Annotated in this window: 14 protein-coding genes and 1 riboswitch; all 14 genes read left to right on the top strand. The window is 39.5% G+C overall.

Annotated elements, in window-relative coordinates:
• The first annotated feature begins 1 nt into the window (after position 1).
• A complete protein-coding gene (gene purQ / locus IGI50_RS08625) occupies positions 2-682 on the top strand; it encodes a phosphoribosylformylglycinamidine synthase subunit PurQ (protein ID WP_438776745.1) in 681 nt (226 codons plus the stop codon).
• Entirely contained in the window at positions 682-2,901 is a 2,220-nt protein-coding gene (gene purL / locus IGI50_RS08620) for a phosphoribosylformylglycinamidine synthase subunit PurL (protein WP_438776744.1), read from the top strand. Before purQ ends, purL begins: the two co-directional genes overlap by 1 nt.
• Entirely contained in the window at positions 2,886-4,325 is a 1,440-nt protein-coding gene (purF, locus tag IGI50_RS08615) for an amidophosphoribosyltransferase (protein ID WP_438776743.1), read from the top strand. The genes purL and purF overlap by 16 nt, the downstream gene beginning before the upstream one ends.
• Before the next feature lie 147 nt (positions 4,326-4,472).
• Positions 4,473-5,516 carry a phosphoribosylformylglycinamidine cyclo-ligase gene (gene purM / locus IGI50_RS08610; protein ID WP_218255614.1) on the top strand — a complete coding sequence of 348 codons (1,044 nt, stop codon included), beginning with the start codon at positions 4,473-4,475 and terminating at the stop codon, positions 5,514-5,516.
• Entirely contained in the window at positions 5,513-6,082 is a 570-nt protein-coding gene (purN, locus tag IGI50_RS08605) for a phosphoribosylglycinamide formyltransferase (protein WP_438776742.1), read from the top strand. Before purM ends, purN begins: the two co-directional genes overlap by 4 nt.
• Before the next feature lie 57 nt (positions 6,083-6,139).
• Positions 6,140-7,672 carry a bifunctional phosphoribosylaminoimidazolecarboxamide formyltransferase/IMP cyclohydrolase gene (gene purH, locus IGI50_RS08600; RefSeq protein WP_438776740.1) on the top strand — a complete coding sequence of 511 codons (1,533 nt, stop codon included), beginning with the start codon at positions 6,140-6,142 and terminating at the stop codon, positions 7,670-7,672.
• Between the two features lie 15 nt (positions 7,673-7,687).
• Entirely contained in the window at positions 7,688-8,938 is a 1,251-nt protein-coding gene (purD, locus tag IGI50_RS08595; RefSeq protein ID WP_438776739.1) for a phosphoribosylamine--glycine ligase, read from the top strand.
• A 257-nt stretch (positions 8,939-9,195) separates the two neighbouring features.
• Positions 9,196-9,624 (top strand): DUF3788 family protein, encoded by a 429-nt coding sequence (locus IGI50_RS08590; protein ID WP_438776738.1) that lies wholly within the window; start codon positions 9,196-9,198, stop codon positions 9,622-9,624.
• Positions 9,625-9,805: 181 nt separating this feature from the next.
• Entirely contained in the window at positions 9,806-10,783 is a 978-nt protein-coding gene (guaC, locus tag IGI50_RS08585; protein WP_010744934.1) for a GMP reductase, read from the top strand.
• Positions 10,784-10,891: 108 nt separating this feature from the next.
• Positions 10,892-12,313 (top strand): PLP-dependent aminotransferase family protein, encoded by a 1,422-nt coding sequence (locus IGI50_RS08580; protein WP_218255604.1) that lies wholly within the window; start codon positions 10,892-10,894, stop codon positions 12,311-12,313.
• A complete protein-coding gene (locus IGI50_RS08575) occupies positions 12,314-13,045 on the top strand; it encodes a nitroreductase family protein (RefSeq protein WP_438776737.1) in 732 nt (243 codons plus the stop codon).
• 37 nt (positions 13,046-13,082) lie between these two features.
• A riboswitch (M-box (ykoK) riboswitch) is annotated at positions 13,083-13,247 on the top strand.
• Between the two features lie 194 nt (positions 13,248-13,441).
• A complete protein-coding gene (mgtA, locus tag IGI50_RS08570; RefSeq protein WP_311855430.1) occupies positions 13,442-16,048 on the top strand; it encodes a magnesium-translocating P-type ATPase in 2,607 nt (868 codons plus the stop codon).
• A 391-nt stretch (positions 16,049-16,439) separates the two neighbouring features.
• The gene (gene pdhA, locus IGI50_RS08565; protein ID WP_218255601.1) at positions 16,440-17,549 is read left to right on the top strand and encodes a pyruvate dehydrogenase (acetyl-transferring) E1 component subunit alpha; all 1,110 of its coding nucleotides are present in this window, start codon (positions 16,440-16,442) and stop codon (positions 17,547-17,549) included.
• A 2-nt stretch (positions 17,550-17,551) separates the two neighbouring features.
• Positions 17,552-18,529: an alpha-ketoacid dehydrogenase subunit beta gene (locus tag IGI50_RS08560; protein ID WP_010744927.1), complete on the top strand. Its 978-nt coding sequence runs from the start codon at positions 17,552-17,554 to the stop codon at positions 18,527-18,529.
• The last annotated feature ends 18 nt before the right edge of the window (positions 18,530-18,547 follow it).

Below are 18,547 nucleotides of genomic sequence, written 5' to 3'. Positions count from 1 at the left end.
CATGAAATTTGCGGTCATTGTTTTTCCTGGCTCAAATTGCGATTTAGATATGTACTGGGCGATGAAAGAAATCATGGGTGCTGATTGTGAGTATGTTCGCTATGACGCGGCCAGTTTAGATGGTTTTGATGGTGTCCTGCTTCCAGGAGGCTTCTCTTACGGAGATTACTTACGCTGTGGTGCGATTGCTCGTTTTGCCAATATTATGGATGAGGTTATTCGGTTCGCTGAAGAAGGAAAGCCAGTTTTTGGTACGTGTAACGGGTTCCAAATTTTGACAGAAGCAGGCTTATTACCTGGCGCTTTACGTCGGAATGACTCACTGAAATTTATTAGCAAAATTACGCCATTAAAAGTTGTGAATAACCAAACAAAATTTACTTCAGAATACAAAGAAGATGAAGTGATTCAAATTCCTGTGGCTCACGGTGAAGGAAACTACTATTGTGATGAGAAAACGTTAGCTGAGTTGAAGACTAACAATCAGATCGTCTTTACCTACGAAGGTGAAAACATCAACGGTAGTGTGGAAAGTATCGCGGGAATTACAAACAAGGCTGGAAATGTCCTAGGTATGATGCCACATCCAGAACGAGCAATGGAGAAATTGCTTGGTTCAGACGATGGAAAGAAATTTTTCGCTTCGATTTTAACTAATTTTGGAAAGGTGACTGCAAACTAATGATGAAATTAGAACCGACAGCTCAAGAGATTAAAGATCAGCGTATATATGCTGGATGGGGTTTGACTGATGATGAATACCGATTAATTTCAGAAGATATTCTTGGTCGGCTTCCAAACTATACAGAAACTGGTCTTTTCTCAGTTATGTGGAGTGAACACTGTTCTTACAAAAATTCAAAACCAGTGTTACGTAAATTCCCTTCAGACGGACCGCAAGTGTTGCAAGGACCAGGAGAAGGTGCAGGGATCGTCGATATTGGAGACGGACAAGCAGTGGTTTTCAAAGCAGAAAGCCATAATCACCCATCAGCAGTTGAGCCATATGAAGGTGCCGCAACAGGAGTTGGCGGAATTATTCGGGATATCTTCAGTATGGGGGCTCGCCCAATTGCTATTTTAGATTCGCTTCGTTTTGGCGAATTGAATACACCTCGTACAAAATACTTGTTAGAAGAAATTGTTGCTGGAATCAGCGGATATGGAAACTGTATTGGAATTCCGACAGTTGGTGGAGAAGTAGCCTTCGATCCTTGTTATGAAGGAAATCCATTGGTTAATGCTATGTGTGTCGGTTTGATAGATCATAAAGACATTCAAAAAGGTCAGGCGAAAGGCGTCGGCAACTCAATCATGTACGTCGGTGCAAAAACAGGACGTGATGGGATTCATGGAGCGACCTTTGCCTCTGAAGAATTTGTGGAAGGCGAAGAACAACAGCGGTCTGCCGTTCAAGTTGGTGATCCGTTTATGGAAAAATTACTTTTGGAGGCCTGTCTGGAATTAATTTTAGATCACTCTGATATTTTGGTCGGTATTCAGGACATGGGGGCAGCTGGATTGGTTTCATCAAGTTCTGAGATGGCTTCTAAGGCAGGATCAGGTTTGAAACTTTATCTAGATGATGTGCCGCAGCGTGAAACGAATATGACTCCGTACGAAATGATGTTGTCTGAATCACAAGAGCGTATGCTGATCTGTGTTGAGCAAGGTCACGAGGCAGAGGTTGTGGAATTGTTTAAACGTTATGAGTTAGATGCAGTAACAATCGGCGAGGTAACCGATGATGGGATGTATCGCTTGTATCATCATGGTGAAGAAGTAGCAAACTTGCCAGTAGACGCATTGGCTGAAGACGCTCCTGTTTACGAGAATGAGAAGAAAGAACCTGCTCGCATACAAGAATTTGCTGACATGAACGATTTCAAGCCTGAAGTTAAGGATGCCACAGAGACATTATTGGGGTTGTTGCAGCAGCCCACAATTGCTTCTAAAAGAATGATATATGAAACATACGATTCTCAAGTTCGTACAAACACTGTTGTCCGACCTGGAAGCGATGCAGCAGTCATGCGTGTTCGTGGAACCAACAAAGCATTAGCGATGACAACGGACTGTAATGCACGATACCTGTATTTAAACCCAGAAGTTGGCGGACAAATTGCGGTTGCCGAAGCGGCACGAAATATTGTTGCCTCAGGTGGACAACCCTTAGCAATCACAGACTGCTTAAATTATGGTTCTCCGGAAAAACCTGAAGGCTTCTGGGAACTATGGACATCAGCAGATGGTATTGCTGAAGCATGTCGTACATTGAATACACCAGTTATTTCTGGAAATGTTTCTATGTACAATGAAACAAATGGAAAAGCAATTTACCCTACACCGATGATTGGAATGGTTGGACTAATTGAAGATCTGTCACATATCACTACACAAGAGTTTAAACAAGCTGGCGATTTGATTTATGTTATCGGTGAAACAAATGCTGACTTTAATGGCACAGAGATTCAAAAAATGCAAAAGGGTTTAGTAGAAGGATCGTTAATGGACTTTGATTTAAGCGTTGAAAAAGAAAATCAAGAGTTGGTTCTTTCCGCCATCAAAGCTGGATTAGTAGCAAGTGCCCACGATTGTGCTGAAGGGGGCTTAGCAGTTGCTATTGCCGAAGCGGCCTTCAATAATCAATTAGGTGTTGAAGTAACTATCGCTATGCCGGTTGAAAACCTTTTTGCTGAGACACAATCACGTTTTGTTTTATCTATAAAACCTGAAAATCAGACAGCATTTGAAGCTTTAGCGGGCAACAAAGCGGTAAACATTGGAGAAACAACTAGCACGGGGGAACTTGTGATCACGGCTAACGGTGGCGTGATCAAAGTAGCAGTTAGTAAGGCAGAAGAATTATGGGAGGAAGCCATTCCATGTCTAATGAAGTAAAAAGTTTAAATGAAGAATGTGGCGTATTTGGTATCTGGGGACACCCAGATGCTGCTCGCGTCACTTATTTTGGCTTGCATAGTTTGCAGCACCGTGGACAAGAAGGTGCTGGAATTGTCAGTAATGATGGTGGAAATTTAATCAGTACTCGTGGATTAGGACTATTATCAGAAGTCTTTAAGGATGAACGTCAATTGAACCAATTGACGGGACAGGCAGCAATCGGGCATGTACGTTATGCAACAGCTGGGACAAGCAGTGTTGATAATATTCAACCTTTTCTATTCAATTTTTACGATGGAGATTTCGCTTTAGCTCACAATGGGAATTTAACAAATGCGAAAAGCTTGCGAAAAGAATTGGAAATTGATGGTGCAATTTTCCATTCTAATTCGGACACTGAAATTCTGATGCATTTAATTCGGCGCAGTCAAAAAGATACTTTGTGCGAACGGATGAAGGAAGCCTTGAACACAGTAAAAGGCGGTTTTGCATATTTGATGCTAACAGAAGAATCAATGGTTGCGGCTCTCGACCCGAATGGATTTCGGCCGTTATCAATTGGACAAATGGTTAACGGTGCATATGTTGTAGCTTCTGAAACATGTGCCTTGGAAGTTGTCGGTGCAACATTCATTCAAGATGTAAGCCCTGGAGAAATCATTACCATTAATGATGATGGCTTGAAGGTAGAACGGTTTACTGATGATACGCAACATGCAATTTGTTCAATGGAATACATTTATTTTGCACGACCAGACTCGAATATTGCAGGTGTGAATGTTCATAGTGCTCGAAAAAACATGGGACGGATTTTGTCACAAGAAGCTGCTATTGATGCAGATATGGTAGTAGGGGTTCCAAACTCTTCGTTATCAGCAGCAAGCGGTTATGCTGAAGAATCAGGGATTCCTTATGAAATGGGTCTGGTTAAAAATCAATATGTTGCCCGAACCTTCATTCAACCAACGCAGGAATTACGGGAGCAGGGTGTACGAATGAAACTTTCTGCGGTACGTGGTGTAGTAGAAGGGAAGCGAGTGATTATGGTAGATGATTCCATCGTTCGAGGAACGACAAGTCGTCGAATTGTAAATCTTCTAAAAGAAGCAGGCGCGAAGGAAGTTCATGTGAGGATCGCTTCACCTCCTTTGAGATATCCATGTTTTTACGGGATCGATATCCAAACACGAAAAGAATTGATTGCAGCCAATCATTCAATCGAAGAAATTCGAGAGATGATCGGAGCAGACTCACTATCCTTTCTGAGCGAAGATGGGCTAATTCATGCGATTGGGTTAGATTTTGATGCCCCATACTCTGGGCTCTGTATGGCATACTTTAATGGTGATTATCCAACACCTTTATATGACTATGAAGCCCATTATCAAGCAACTTTAAAAGAGAAAACGTCGTTCTATTAAAAGATGTCATGCTTACTTTTCACAGTCAGCAAGGCGAGAAGGGTAAAATCCTCCATAGAAATTTAATAGAACAAATTGTTTGATTAAGAGGAACGTATAGTTTTGTTTAGTCAAAGAATACTTAATCACGAATAAGGAGAGAATCAAGTGGGAAATGCATATTCCAAAGCTGGCGTCGATGTGGAAGCTGGTTATGAAGTAGTTGAGCGCATCAAGAAACATGTAAAAAGAACAGAACGTTTAGGTGTCATGGGAGCAATAGGCGGATTTGGCGGCTGTTTCGATTTAAGTCAATTTCAATTGAAGGAACCTGTTTTAGTTTCCGGAACGGATGGTGTTGGAACAAAATTAATGGTTGCTATCCAAGCGGATAAACATGACACGATCGGGATTGATTGTGTCGCGATGTGTGTGAATGACATTGTAGCACAAGGTGCAGAACCCCTTTACTTTTTGGATTACATTGCAACTGGAAAAAATGTACCAGCTCGTTTAGAGCAAGTTGTAGCTGGCGTAGCAGAAGGATGTGTTCAAGCGGGAGCAGCTTTGATTGGCGGAGAGACCGCAGAAATGCCTGGAATGTACGGTGAAGAGGATTATGATTTAGCTGGATTTACAGTTGGTATCGCTGAGAAAAGCCAAATGATCACGGGCGAGAAAATTCAAGCAGGGGATGTTTTAATAGGATTGCCTTCATCAGGTATCCATTCAAACGGGTATTCTCTTGTTCGGAAAATTTTCTTTGAAAATCATCAATTCTCCATAGATGAAAAATTGCCTGAATTGGTTGATTCATTAGGTAATGAAATTCTGACTCCTACGAAAATTTATGTCGAAGCTGTTATGCCTTTAGTAAAACAGGGATTAATCAATGGTATTGCTCACGTAACTGGTGGGGGATTTGTTGAAAATTTGCCAAGAATGTTACCGGAAACGTTAGCTTGTGAAATTAAACTTGGTTCATGGCCGATCTTGCCGATTTTCGATGCGTTGGCTAAATATGGTGAAATACCTGAAATGGAAATGTATGAGATTTTCAATATGGGAATCGGGATGGTTTTAGCCGTTTCACCAGATAAAGTTACAGAGTTGCAGAGCGATTTACAGAAGCGCAACGAGACATCATATATTATTGGTGAAGTGACAGAAAAACACGAATCATCGATTGTTTTCAAAGGGGAAAAGGCATGAAAATAGCTGTTTTGGCTTCGGGAAACGGATCAAACTTTGAGGTAATCGCTCAGGCAATCAAGGATAAAAAAATTGCGGCGGAGTTGGTTCTATTATTTTCGGATCACCACAATGCTTACGTACTTGAACGAGGAAAAAAGTTTGACATACCTTGTGAAAGTTTTGAGCTGAAGGAGTTTTCTGATAAACAGAGCTACGAGGATGCACTGTTAGGTTTACTAAAAGAATATGATGTTGAGCTTGTTGTATTGGCAGGTTATATGCGTATCATTGGTAAAAATCTGTTGGCAGCTTTTCCTAATCGGATTGTGAATATTCATCCAGCCCTGTTACCTAACTTTCCTGGTCTACATGGAATCAAAGATGCTTATGAAGCCGGAGTAAAAGAAACGGGTGTAACGATTCATTATATCGATAGTGGGGTAGACACTGGTCCTATCATTGCTCAGGGTAGAGTCGAAGTTTCAGATGAGGACAGTCTAAGTGATCTGGAGACGAAGATCCATCAAATCGAACATCAGCTTTATCCTGAGGTTTTAGCAAAGATTGTAAAAGAAAACAGCTGAAAAAACAGGCAAAAAAGGTAGTTTTGTTTAAAAAATATAATTATAGGGAGAGTCATAATGACTAGAGCATTAATTAGTGTTTCAGATAAAACTGGAGTTGTAGAGTTTACTAAAGGTTTAATTGCGGCGGGAGTTGAAATTATCTCTACTGGTGGAACTAAAAAAGTTTTAGATGAAGCCGGTATTCCAACGTTAAGCATTGATGAGGTGACAGGTTTTCCAGAGATGATGGATGGTCGGGTAAAGACCTTGCACCCAAAAATTCATGGTGGATTGTTGGGAAGACGCGATTTAACAAGTCACATGGAAGCAATGACAGAGCATGATATTCAGCCAATCGATTATGTTTGTGTGAATCTGTATCCATTTAAGGAGACAATTTCAAAGTCAGACGTAACGGAAGAAGACGCGATCGAAAATATTGATATCGGTGGTCCAAGCATGTTGCGTTCGGCTGCAAAGAATTTCAGTTCAGTCACTGTGGTAGTTGATCCTAAAGATTACGCACTTGTCTTAGCGGAAGTGAAAAGCAACCAAGCTACTTCGTTAGAGACCCGTAAACGTTTGGCGGCAAAAGTGTTTCGTCATACCGCAGCTTATGATGCACTGATTGCTGATTACTTAACAGAGAAAGTCAGCGAGCTCGAGCCAGAGAAATTAACGTTGACGTATGACCTAAAACAAACGTTACGTTATGGAGAAAATAGTCATCAAACGGCAGCTTTCTATCAAAGTGCGTTGCCTGTTTCCTACTCGATTGCTAGTGCTCAACAACTTCACGGTAAAGAGCTGTCATACAACAACATTAAGGATGCTGATGCAGCAATTCGTATTGCTCGCGAATTCACTGAGCCGACAGTTGTAGCATTAAAGCATATGAATCCATGTGGTATAGGGAGTGGCCGTACTATCGCTGAGGCGTATCAATTTGCTTATGAAGCAGACCCCACATCAATTTTTGGTGGTATTTTAGTCGCAAATCGGGAGATTGATCTGGAGACAGCAGAAGAGATGCATAAACTATTTTTAGAAATTATTATCGCGCCAAGCTTCACCAAAGAAGCCTTTGAAGTGTTATCAGGGAAGAAAAACCTACGACTGATGACATTAGATTTTGCGAATCAAAGAAACAATCAACCAGAAGTCGTTTCTGTTTTAGGCGGACTATTAGTACAGGATCAAGATGTTATTGAAGAGATTACCGAAGAATGGGAAGTTGCGACAGATCGTAAGCCGACAAATGAAGAATTAAAAGCTTTAGCCTTCGCTTGGAAAGCAGTAAAGCATGTAAAATCAAATGCGATTGTAGTTGCGAATGCACATCAAACAGTTGGCGTTGGAGCTGGACAAATGAATCGAGTCGGTTCAGTCAAAATCGCACTAGATGAGGCTAAGGGACGAATGGATGGTGCAGTTTTAGCTAGTGATGCTTATTTCCCAATGGATGATAGCGTAGAATATGCTGCTCAGCATGGAATCAAGGCAATTGTTCAGCCTGGCGGAAGTATTCGTGACAAAGATTCGATTGCGATGGCAAATAAATATGGTGTAGCAATGGTCTTTACAGGCGTTCGTCATTTTAGACATTAATTTGAGGAGGATTCAATGAAGATATTAATTATTGGCAGCGGTGGACGAGAACACGCGATCGCAAGAAAGATATTGAACAGCCCGAAAGTGACGGAGGTTTACTGTGCGAAAGGAAATCCAGGCATGTTAAGCGATGGTATCCAAGTAGTGAATATCGCTGAAGATGATCATGAGGGATTGATTTCTTATGTTAAAGAAAAAAACATCGCTTGGACGTTTGTTGGACCTGAAATCCCACTGTTAAATGGGATTGTTGATGATTTTCAAGCAGCGGGACTAAAGATTTTTGGACCTAACAAGGCGGCGGCGATGATTGAAGGATCAAAGGAATTCGCCAAGAAAATAATGGTGGACAATGCGATTCCAACTGCTGATTATGAAGCTTTCACAAATTACGAGGCAGCTTGTGCATATGTAAAAGAAAAAGGAGCGCCTATCGTCATCAAAGCAGATGGTTTAGCAGCTGGCAAAGGCGTGACCGTCGCAATGACTTTAGAGGAAGCATTACAAGCATTAAAAGAAATGATGACGGATCATCGCTTTGGTAAGAGCGGTGACAAGGTCGTTGTAGAGGAGTTTCTGGAAGGACAAGAATTCTCTTTGCTTGCTTTTGTGAGAAATGAGAATGTTTATCCAATGGTAATTGCTCAAGACCATAAACGCGCATTTGACGAAGACAAGGGACCAAATACTGGTGGTATGGGAGCCTACTCGCCAGTACCTCAGATACCAGAAGAAATGGTGGATGCTGCGGTGGAAAGAATACTGAAACCAGCAGCTTCAGGAATGATGAAAAATGATACGCCTTTTACTGGAATCTTGTATGCAGGATTAATAGCTACACACACAGGTCCAAAAGTCATTGAGTTTAATGCTCGCTTTGGGGACCCTGAAACGCAAGTTGTTTTACCACGTTTGACTAGTGATCTTGCAGAAATAATTGATGATCTGTTAAATAATAAAGAACCAGAATTGACGTGGAGTAATCAAGCTTCAGTAGGAGTAGTTTTAGCGGCGGAGGGTTATCCTAATGATTACAAAAAGGGAATGTCTGTTCCTGAATTTAATGATCAAGTGACTGTATATTTTGCAGGAGTAACAGACGATCAAGGAACCATACGCGCATCAGGCGGACGTGTACTTTTAGTTGAGGCTGAGTCGGATTCAATAGAGTCTGCTCAAGCTAAAGTGTATGAAGCTTTAGAAGAGGTGAATACTACAGACTACTTCTATCGTAAGGATATCGGTGCAAAATCAATAAAATAAAGCTAGTTTCGTTTGTAAATCAGACTGTAGACAGAAGCCATTTTATCGTGGATGTCTGCAGTCTTTTTTTGCTCAAATTGTCTCGAGATTTAAAAAATGACAGAGTTAATTAAAAGTGGTAAACTTAATATGAAAAAAGCGTTAAAAAAAAACGTGAATTTGAAGAAAAATAAAAAGTATTTGACTCATACAAATAGTTGCGTAAAGTAAAACTATTTTTATTTCATAGTGTATTGATATCGAAAGAGGCGAGGACCATGGAAAGTAAACGATCCAAAACGGATGGTGAGAAGCAAGAGTTGCAGACGATCTTATCAGGATTACCTAATTCTCAGTATTTGAAAATATTGTTGGCTCAACTTATGAGGCATTATGATCCTAAAATCAAATATATTTTCCAGAAACAGACTGGATGGCAGCTAGTTATTGAACAATATGATGGATTACTTTGTCGCATCAAAATCCATAAGAGTTACTTTTCAGTTAGTACTCCTTTCCCAGAGTTCGGGATAAGTTATTTGACCCCTATGGTAAAAGTAATGTCAGATGAGTTCAAAGTAAAATTTGAAGACGTTTCAAAAAAAACTCAAAAAATCGAAATGAAAGTTACTAATGAGGAGGAAATGGAAGACGTTATTTTTTTAGTTAGTCTTCAGGCCAAAAAATTAAGAAATGCTTTAGCCTGAAAAGTTAATGTTCGTGTTTTTTGAGATAAAATTTAAAATCAGCTTGCTTTTTAAGTGAATATGTTGTAAATTACATAGGGCGATAACGCTCTATGTTTTTTTATTAGTCCTGCTTTTTGTAGTCTGAATAGTATAAAAACAAATTAAAATGAGATAGCGATCTTATTCATTGGAGGCCATTATGAAAGTATTTGATTATGAAGATATTCAGCTGATTCCTAATAAGTGTATTGTTAATAGTCGTTCAGAATGTGACACGACTGTTCAATTAGGAAAGTTTAGTTTTAAGATGCCCGTTGTACCAGCCAATATGCAAACGATTATTGATGAAAGTATTGCGGAATTTTTGGCAGAAAATGGTTACTTCTATATTATGCATCGTTTTTATGAGGACCAACGAATTCCATTCATAAAGAAAATGCAATCTCGTGGTTTATTTACATCTATTAGTGTCGGTGTAAAAGGATATGAATATGATTTTGTAAAACAATTAGCAGAAGAAAAATTAAACCCAGACTATATTACCATTGATATTGCCCATGGACATTCTGATCCGGTGATTAATATGATCAAGCATATCAAAAAATATTTGCCAGAAACATTTGTAATTGCTGGGAATGTTGGTACACCAGAAGCAGTAAGGGAATTAGAAAATGCTGGGGCAGATGCTACCAAGCTTGGGATTGGGCCAGGTAAGGTATGTATTACTAAAATCAAAACAGGTTTTGGTACTGGCGGTTGGCAATTAGCGGCACTGAGTTGGTGTGCAAAAGCGGCACGTAAACCAATTATTGCAGATGGTGGTATTCGTACTCATGGAGACATCGCAAAATCCATTCGATTCGGAGCTACGATGGTTATGATTGGCTCCCTTTTTGCTGGACACGAGGAATCACCAGGGGAAACAATGGTCGAAGATGGAGTTGTTTATAAAGAGTACTTCGGAAGTGCTTCTGAGTTCCAAAAAGGTGAAAAGAAGAATGTAGAAGGAAAGAAAATCTGGATTCCTTATAAAGGTTCTTTAAAAGACACTCTTATTGAAATGCAACAAGATTTGCAATCATCGATTTCTTACGCGGGTGGGAATGATTTAGAGGCGCTGCAAAAAGTTGATTATGTAGTTGTTAAGAACTCGATTTTCAATGGGGATACGATTTAATATTATTTGAACTCATACTAATAATTAGTATGAGTTTTTTTAGTTATCTTGACTCTTTTATTGAATTGGGTTAGCGTTGAGTCATCCAATAATAAATGAGGGATTTCTATGTGGGAGCTATCAGAAAAAACAAAAATACCGATATATCAACAAATTATGGAACAAATTATTTCCTATATTCAAGAAGGCACTCTGCAACCAGGAGATCGGTTGCCGTCGGAGCGTAAATTGGCTACATATTATAATGTAAATCGATCGACAGTCGTTCACGCTTTGGATGAGTTGGTTAGTCTAGGCTGGGTATTGCGGCGACAGGGTAGTGGGACAATAGTGAATGAGGGGAATTGGGGAAGAAGTACGATGCCAAGGGTTGATTGGCGCAGTTTTTTTACACAGGAATCACATCCTAGAGAACCTTTTCTGGAAAAATTACAACTTTTATTGTCTGATTCTGAAGCACTTGATCTTTACTCAGGAGAACTCCCCTTAAATTTGATTCCTGATTTTCGCTTCCCTTCTTACACCTGGGAAGAATTACTTTTAGAAGAAAGAAAACAAAGCCCTTTGGGATATCGACCTTTGCAGCAGATTATTTGTCAGAAAATAAAAATAGAACAGAAAATTGATGTTTTTTCGGACCAAGTCTTGATCACCTCAGGCGCACAGCAGGCAATGTTCTTACTGCTTCAGGTAATGCTGCAGAGTGGAGACAGCGTAGCTATCGAGGATCCATCTTTTTTATACTCATTACCGATTTTCGCAACTGCAGGTATTAAGCTGTATGGTGTAGAGATGGATAACGAAGGAATGAAGATCGATAAGCTAGAGCAATTAATTCTCACAAAAAAAATAAAGCTAATTATCCTTAACCCAACTTTTCAAAATCCGACGGGGAAGACGATGTCAGAAAGTCGCAGAAGGCAATTGATTGAGCTCAGTCAAAAATACCAGCTGCCAATTATCGAGGATGAAGTATTCAGTGAGATGAATTTTAACCTCATCCCTCCTTCGTTGAAGGAACTTGCACCACATCAAGTGATTCATCTAGGCTCATTATCTAAAATTTTTGGTTCTTCTATCAAAATTGGCTGGATTGTGGCTGATCGGGATTTAATTCAACGATTATCCGAGGCCAAGCAAATGATGGATTTTTCCATCAGCGTTTTCCCACAGGTGATCGCCCATACCGCTTTGACCGATTCACAGTTTGAACGGAATCAGAAAGAATTAGTAAGTAAATTAAAGAAACGTGCCAACTTATTTGTTTCATTAGCTGATAGTATTTCAGAGGATTGGATAATTTCTAAAATTGAAGGCGGAATCTATGTTTATTTTACTTGGCGGCATCAAAAATTGTTCAGAAAAGACTGGGAAATTTTCCTAAGAGAAAAAATATTAATTGCCCCCGCATTTCTTTTTAGTAGTGATACAATGGCAATGAGAGTGAATTATACTCGACTATCAGAAAAAGCACAGCAACTTTTTTTCGAAAAACTACAGAAGATTTCTAGAGAGCTAAGGAGGAATTAAATGGATGCATTAAAGAGTTTACAGACACACCGAACGTATCGTAATTTTGACGAAAACTATCAATTATCAGAGGAAGAATTACAAAAAATTTTGAACGCAAGTCGCCAAGCACCGAGTTGGATGAATGGTCAAATGTACAGCATTATCGTGGTACAAGATCGGAAAATTAGAGAAAAGCTTGTTGAGCTCAATCCAGGGAATCCACACATGCTTAAAAGTTCGGTTTTTCTTGTATTCGTAGCTGATTTAAAAAGAACAGAGAAGGTCGCTAAACATTATGAAGTGGGATATCGCATTAATGAAGGTATAGATCCGTTGATCACAGCAGTAACCGATGCTGCTTTAGCCCTGGAAAATGCAGTAATCGCCACTGAATCTTTAGGATTGGGTTCTGTAGTCGTTGGATCGATTAGAAAAGATATTCCAGAAGTAAGCAATTTGTTGAATTTACCTGATTTCGTCTTTCCTGTTGCTGGCTTGAGCATTGGAAAGCCCAATGTGGAAATGAAAATCAAACCTCGTTTGCCAGAACAGGCAATTGTACACTATGACACGTACCAAGATTATAACTATCAGTTGATAGAAGAGTATGATGATACGATGGAAAAATTTGCAGAAGCTCGCGAAACGAAACTGTGGAGTAAAAAATTTGCAGATTACTTTAGCAGTTCTCCAAATAAAAAGGTTGATGAGTTTCTGAAAATGAAAAAGTTTTTTCAATCTAATGTTTGACACCGAGAGTTAACTGACATATAGTAAGGATGTAAATAAGAATAATTGTTAGGTGAGGCTCTTATATGGACACAGGCTACTGCCCAAAAATGTCGAGAGACGCCAATGGGTAAAACAGGAATCATCGTGAAGGTGATTCATAACGTAGCTGACAAATTTTGTCTACGCCCTATAGTGCTAAAGCTCGACGATGAACATGATTGGATTTTCGCGCGTGCTCATTTTCGAGTGTGCGCTTTTTTTCTGTCAGTTAAACCTGTAAGCATGTTAGGTTGCTTAATATCGCCAAAGAATAATGAAAGGATGTGAGGAAGATGGACCTTGAAGATAGTCGACCGAAAAGTAAGAATAACTGGGCGGCTTTGGCTGCCTTGAATTTTAGGAGGAAAAACTATGATGAACAAAAAAGGCCTTCTTGCTCGCAAAATCAATAAAGATCAAGAGTTAAAAAAATTAGCAATTTTATCTGATCGTGACTTATTCCTTAATTTGCGAACATCTCTTCAAGGACTATCAGAGGAGGATGCGCAAAGTCGTTTGGAGGAGTATGGACCTAATGAAGTTTCTGCGCAGAAGCCGACACCTGGTATTTTATTATTTTTGCAGGCTTTCAACGATCCATTTGTCTATGTTTTAGCACTTTTAGCCATCGTTTCATTGTTGACAAATGATATTGAGGCCTCAATTGTGATGACGATCATGATTTTGGCTAGTGTTTTGATTACGTTCATTCAAGAATATCGCTCACAAAAGGCGAGTATTGAATTAAAAGAAATGATTGAAAATACCGCTGCGATCACACGTAATGGAGAAACAAAGGAAATTCCGATGGACGAAGTAGTACCTGGTGACATTCTGACGTTAGCGACTGGAGACATGATTCCAGCAGATGCGGTGTTAATCTGGACGAAGGATCTCTTCGTCAATCAATCCTCGTTAACGGGAGAATCAATGCCTGTCGAAAAATATCTTTCAGATGAGACGGAAATAAACGAAGAAACAACCGCATTAGACTTAACCAATTTAGTATTTATGGGAACTGACGTGTTAAGTGGTCAAGGAAAAGCTATTATTCTAAAGACAGGTCAGCAAACGTTCTTTGGTGATATCGCTAAAAATGCGACATCGAAACGTGGCAAGACTTCTTTTGATATTGGATTATCAAAAGTTAGTAAGTTGCTGCTGCGAATGGTTATGGTTCTGTTTCCCTTAGTGTTTTTAATTAACGGATTTACTAAGGGGGATTGGAGTAGTGCCTTCTTCTTTGCAATTGCAGTTGCAGTGGGCTTGACACCTGAAATGCTCCCAATGATAGTAAGCTCGAATTTGGCGAAGGGGGCATTAACTCTTTCGAAGCACAAAGTCATTGTGAAAGAATTAGCTTCGATTCAAAATCTAGGTAGTATGGATGTTTTATGTACAGATAAAACGGGAACTATTACGGAAGATCGTGTTGTATTAGTACAGCATTTAGACCCTTTAGGAAATGAAAATGAACAAGTTTTGGACTTGGCTTTTATGAATTCTACCTATCAGACAGGGTGGAAAAATTTGATGGACATCGCGGTAATTAATTATTTTGAAGAGCAAAATCGTCATTTGCCTTATCGAGCGGTTCAGAAAATTGATGAGATACCATTTGATTTTTCTCGCCGGCGTTTAACTGTCGTAATGAAGACGGACGAGCATCAATTAATGATCACTAAGGGCGCTGTTGAAGAAATGGCAGCAATCTGCAAATATGTTGAAATAAATGGGGAAATTTTAGAATTAACGCCAGATATCCGCCAACAGTTACAGATCGTTAACGAGAAAATGAATCGTCAAGGTATGCGAGTAATCACGGTTGCTGTGCGGAGAGATGCCCATGATGAACCTATTTATTCAACGGATGATGAAAAAGATATGACATTAATCGGTTTTATGGGGTTCCTTGATCCAGCAAAGGCATCAGCTAAACCAGCAATTAAATCGCTCCAACAACACGGTGTAACAGTGAAGGTTTTGACAGGGGATAATGCAATCGTTGCTCAAAAAGTATGCCAAGATGTTGGCATTCCTGCGGACGATTTTGTATTAGGGAATCAAATTGATGAAATGTCAGATGAAGAGCTGTATCAAGCAGCAGAAAAAATCAATCTGTTTGCCAAGTTAAACCCTATGCAAAAATCACGAATCATTGAATCGCTACAAACTAAGGGACACACGGTGGGTTTCATGGGGGATGGAATCAATGATGCGCCAGCCTTACGAAAAGCTGATGTCGGAATTTCGGTGGACACAGCGGCAGATATCACTAAGGATGCCAGTTCAATCATCCTACTAGAAAAAAGCCTAGGCGTTTTAGAAAATGGTGTTATTGAAGGCCGCCGAGTATTTAGTAATATGATGAAATACATTAAAATCACTATTAGTTCAAATTTTGGAAACGTATTTTCTATTTTAATTGCTAGCGCGTTTTTACCATTTTTACCTATGCTGTCAATTCAATTACTATTGCAAAATTTAATCTATGATTTTGCACAACTAACAATTCCTTGGGACAATGTGGATGATGAGGAATTACAGGCTCCAACTAAATGGGAAACTACCGGTCTATTAAAATTCACTGTCTGTATTGGTCCGATCAGCTCAGTTTTCGACATAATTACTTTCTTAGTCATGTGGTTCATTTTTGGTGCCAATACAGTTGGTGCACAAAACCTTTTCCAAACCGGGTGGTTTATGATCGGTCTTACCACACAAGCATTGGTTGTTTTAATGGTAAGAACGAAGAAAATTCCATTTATCCAAAGTCGTCCAGCACCACAAGTTTTTGCCAGTTTACTGATGGCTGTTGTTGTCGGAGCATTAGTTGTTTTGACTCCAATTGCTGAACAATTTGATTTTGTTCATTTACCAAGCAGCTATTGGCTATGGTATCTTATTATCGTTGCTGCTTACATGTTAGCGACTCAGCTAGGAAAAGTCGTATATATAAAAATTGCAAAAGAATGGATCTGAACTATAACAGAATGGCCTGTGTTGCCATTCTGTTTCTTTTTTTGTGAAAAAAGGCAACAAAATTTAAGTTTTGAAGATTGTGCAGTCAGTCGTTTTAGTTGTAAATTATTCTAAAAACAATAGAGCTTTAATAAAACTAAATACCCTTTTGATTTAATCTTATTGTTTTGTCCGATTGGTCAGAATTCCTTATTGAAAGGGTGCTGAACATGATTTCACAAGCCTAAAATGTGAAACGCTTCAATTCGCTCAAAATTAGTGAGCAAGTTTGTTGTCAATTGAATACAAAAATGCTAATTTAGAATGGAAGGAGCAATAGCAATAATACAGATTGACTTGCTGTTGCACTGATAACAAGACTTAATTTATTTAAGAGAGGAAAGTGTACACCATGGCAGAAAAAGAGTTAACGATTGATTTTGAAGCCTTACTAAAAGATGTAAACGCGGATTTCCCCGTGTACCAAGCGTTGGATGAGGACGGGAAAATTGTAAATGAAAACCTAGTTCCTGAGCTATCCGATGATGAACTTGTAGAATTAATGACTTCGATGGTTTGGTCTCGAGTGCTAGACCAACGTTCGACTGCATTAAATCGTCAAGGACGTTTAGGGTTTTTCGCGCCAACTGCTGGACAAGAAGCTAGCCAATTAGCCAGTCACTTTGCATTTGAAAAAGAAGACGTTTTATTACCAGGTTATCGTGATGTACCACAATTGATCAAACACGGGCTACCATTAGCAGAGGCTTTCTTATGGTCTCGAGGTCATGTTGCAGGAAATAACTATCCAGCGGATTTGCAAGCATTGCCTCCACAAATCATTATAGGTGCGCAATATGTTCAAGCGGCTGGTGTTGCTTTAGGACTGAAGAAACGTAACAGCAAAAACGTTGTTTTCACTTATACAGGCGATGGCGGTTCATCACAGGGTGATTTCTATGAAGCAATTAACTTTGCCGGTGCTTATCATGCAAACGCTGTATTTTATATTCAAAATAACGGATTTGCGATTTCTACCCCTCGTGAAAAACAATCCGCAGCAAAAACGTTAGCCCAAAAATCAGTGGCAGCTGGAATTCCTGGTATTCAGGTTGACGGAATGGATCCATTAGCAGTCTATTACGTTTCTAAAAAAGCACGTGAGTGGGCAGCAAATGGCAATGGTCCAGTGTTAATTGAAACTTTAACTTACAGATATGGTCCACACACGCTATCTGGTGATGACCCAACACGTTACCGTTCAAAAGAAATGGATGATGAATGGACAAAGAAAGATCCATTGGTTCGATTCCGTAAATATCTGACAGAAAAAGGCTTATGGTCAGAAGAGCAAGAAGAAAAAGTGATTGAAGCAACAAAAGAAGAAATTAAACAAGCGATTACTGATGCCGACCGTGTACCAAAGCAGAAAGTTTCTGATTTCTTGAAAAACATGTATGAGGTACAGCCACAAAACATTAAAGAGCAAATTGAATTCTATGAAGCGAAGGAGTCGAAATAATCATGGCACAAAAAACAATGATACAAGCAATTACAGATGCCTTAGCTCTGATGCTTGAAAAAGATAAAGAAGTATTAATTTTCGGTGAAGACGTTGGGAAGAACGGAGGCGTTTTTCGTGCCACTGAGGGATTGCAAGAGAAATTCGGTGAAGATCAAGTTTTCGATACGCCATTAGCTGAATCTGGTATTGCGGGACTTGGTTTTGGCTTAGCATTGCAAGGCTTCCGTCCAGTTCCAGAGATTCAATTCTTTGGTTTTGTATTTGAAGCGATGGATGAAATTGTCGGACAAATGGCTCGGACTCGTTATCGCATGGGAAATACTCGGAATTTACCGATCACGATTCGTGCACCATTCGGTGGTGGTGTTCATACACCAGAACTCCACTCAGATAATTTAGAAGGTTTAATGGCACAATCACCAGGTCTGCGTGTAGTTATTCCATCAAACCCTTATGACGCAAAAGGACTATTGATCGCATCAATCAGAAATAACGACCCGGTAGTCTTCTTAGAACATATGAAGCTTTACCGTTCATTCCGTGAAGAAGTTCCAGAAGGAATTTATGAAGTACCTCTAGACAAAGCAGCTGTAACTAAGGAAGGATCAGATGTTTCAATTATTACTTATGGCGCGATGGTTCGTGAAGCAATTAAAGCTGCTGACAATTTAGCAAAAGAAAATATTAATGCAGAAATTATTGACTTGCGGACAGTAGCTCCTCTTGATGTTGAAACAATCATTAAATCAGTAGAGAAGACTGGTCGTGTCGTTGTTGTTCAAGAAGCGCAAAAACAAGCAGGCGTTTCTGCACAAGTAATTTCAGAAATCTCAGAACGGGCAATTCTTTCATTAGAAGCACCTATCGGACGGGTTTCTGCTCCAGATACGATTTTCCCATTTGGACAAGCGGAAGGTATCTGGTTGCCAAACGCAGCAGATATCGAAGCAAAAGTAAAAGAAATCGTAGAATTTTAAACTAAAGGAGCGAAAAAA

Origin of the sequence: Enterococcus sp. DIV0170, from assembly GCF_051710765.1 — a bacterium.
GTDB classification, from domain to species: domain Bacteria; phylum Bacillota; class Bacilli; order Lactobacillales; family Enterococcaceae; genus Enterococcus_A; species Enterococcus_A raffinosus.
This window is presented reverse-complemented; position numbering and strand designations above follow the sequence as displayed.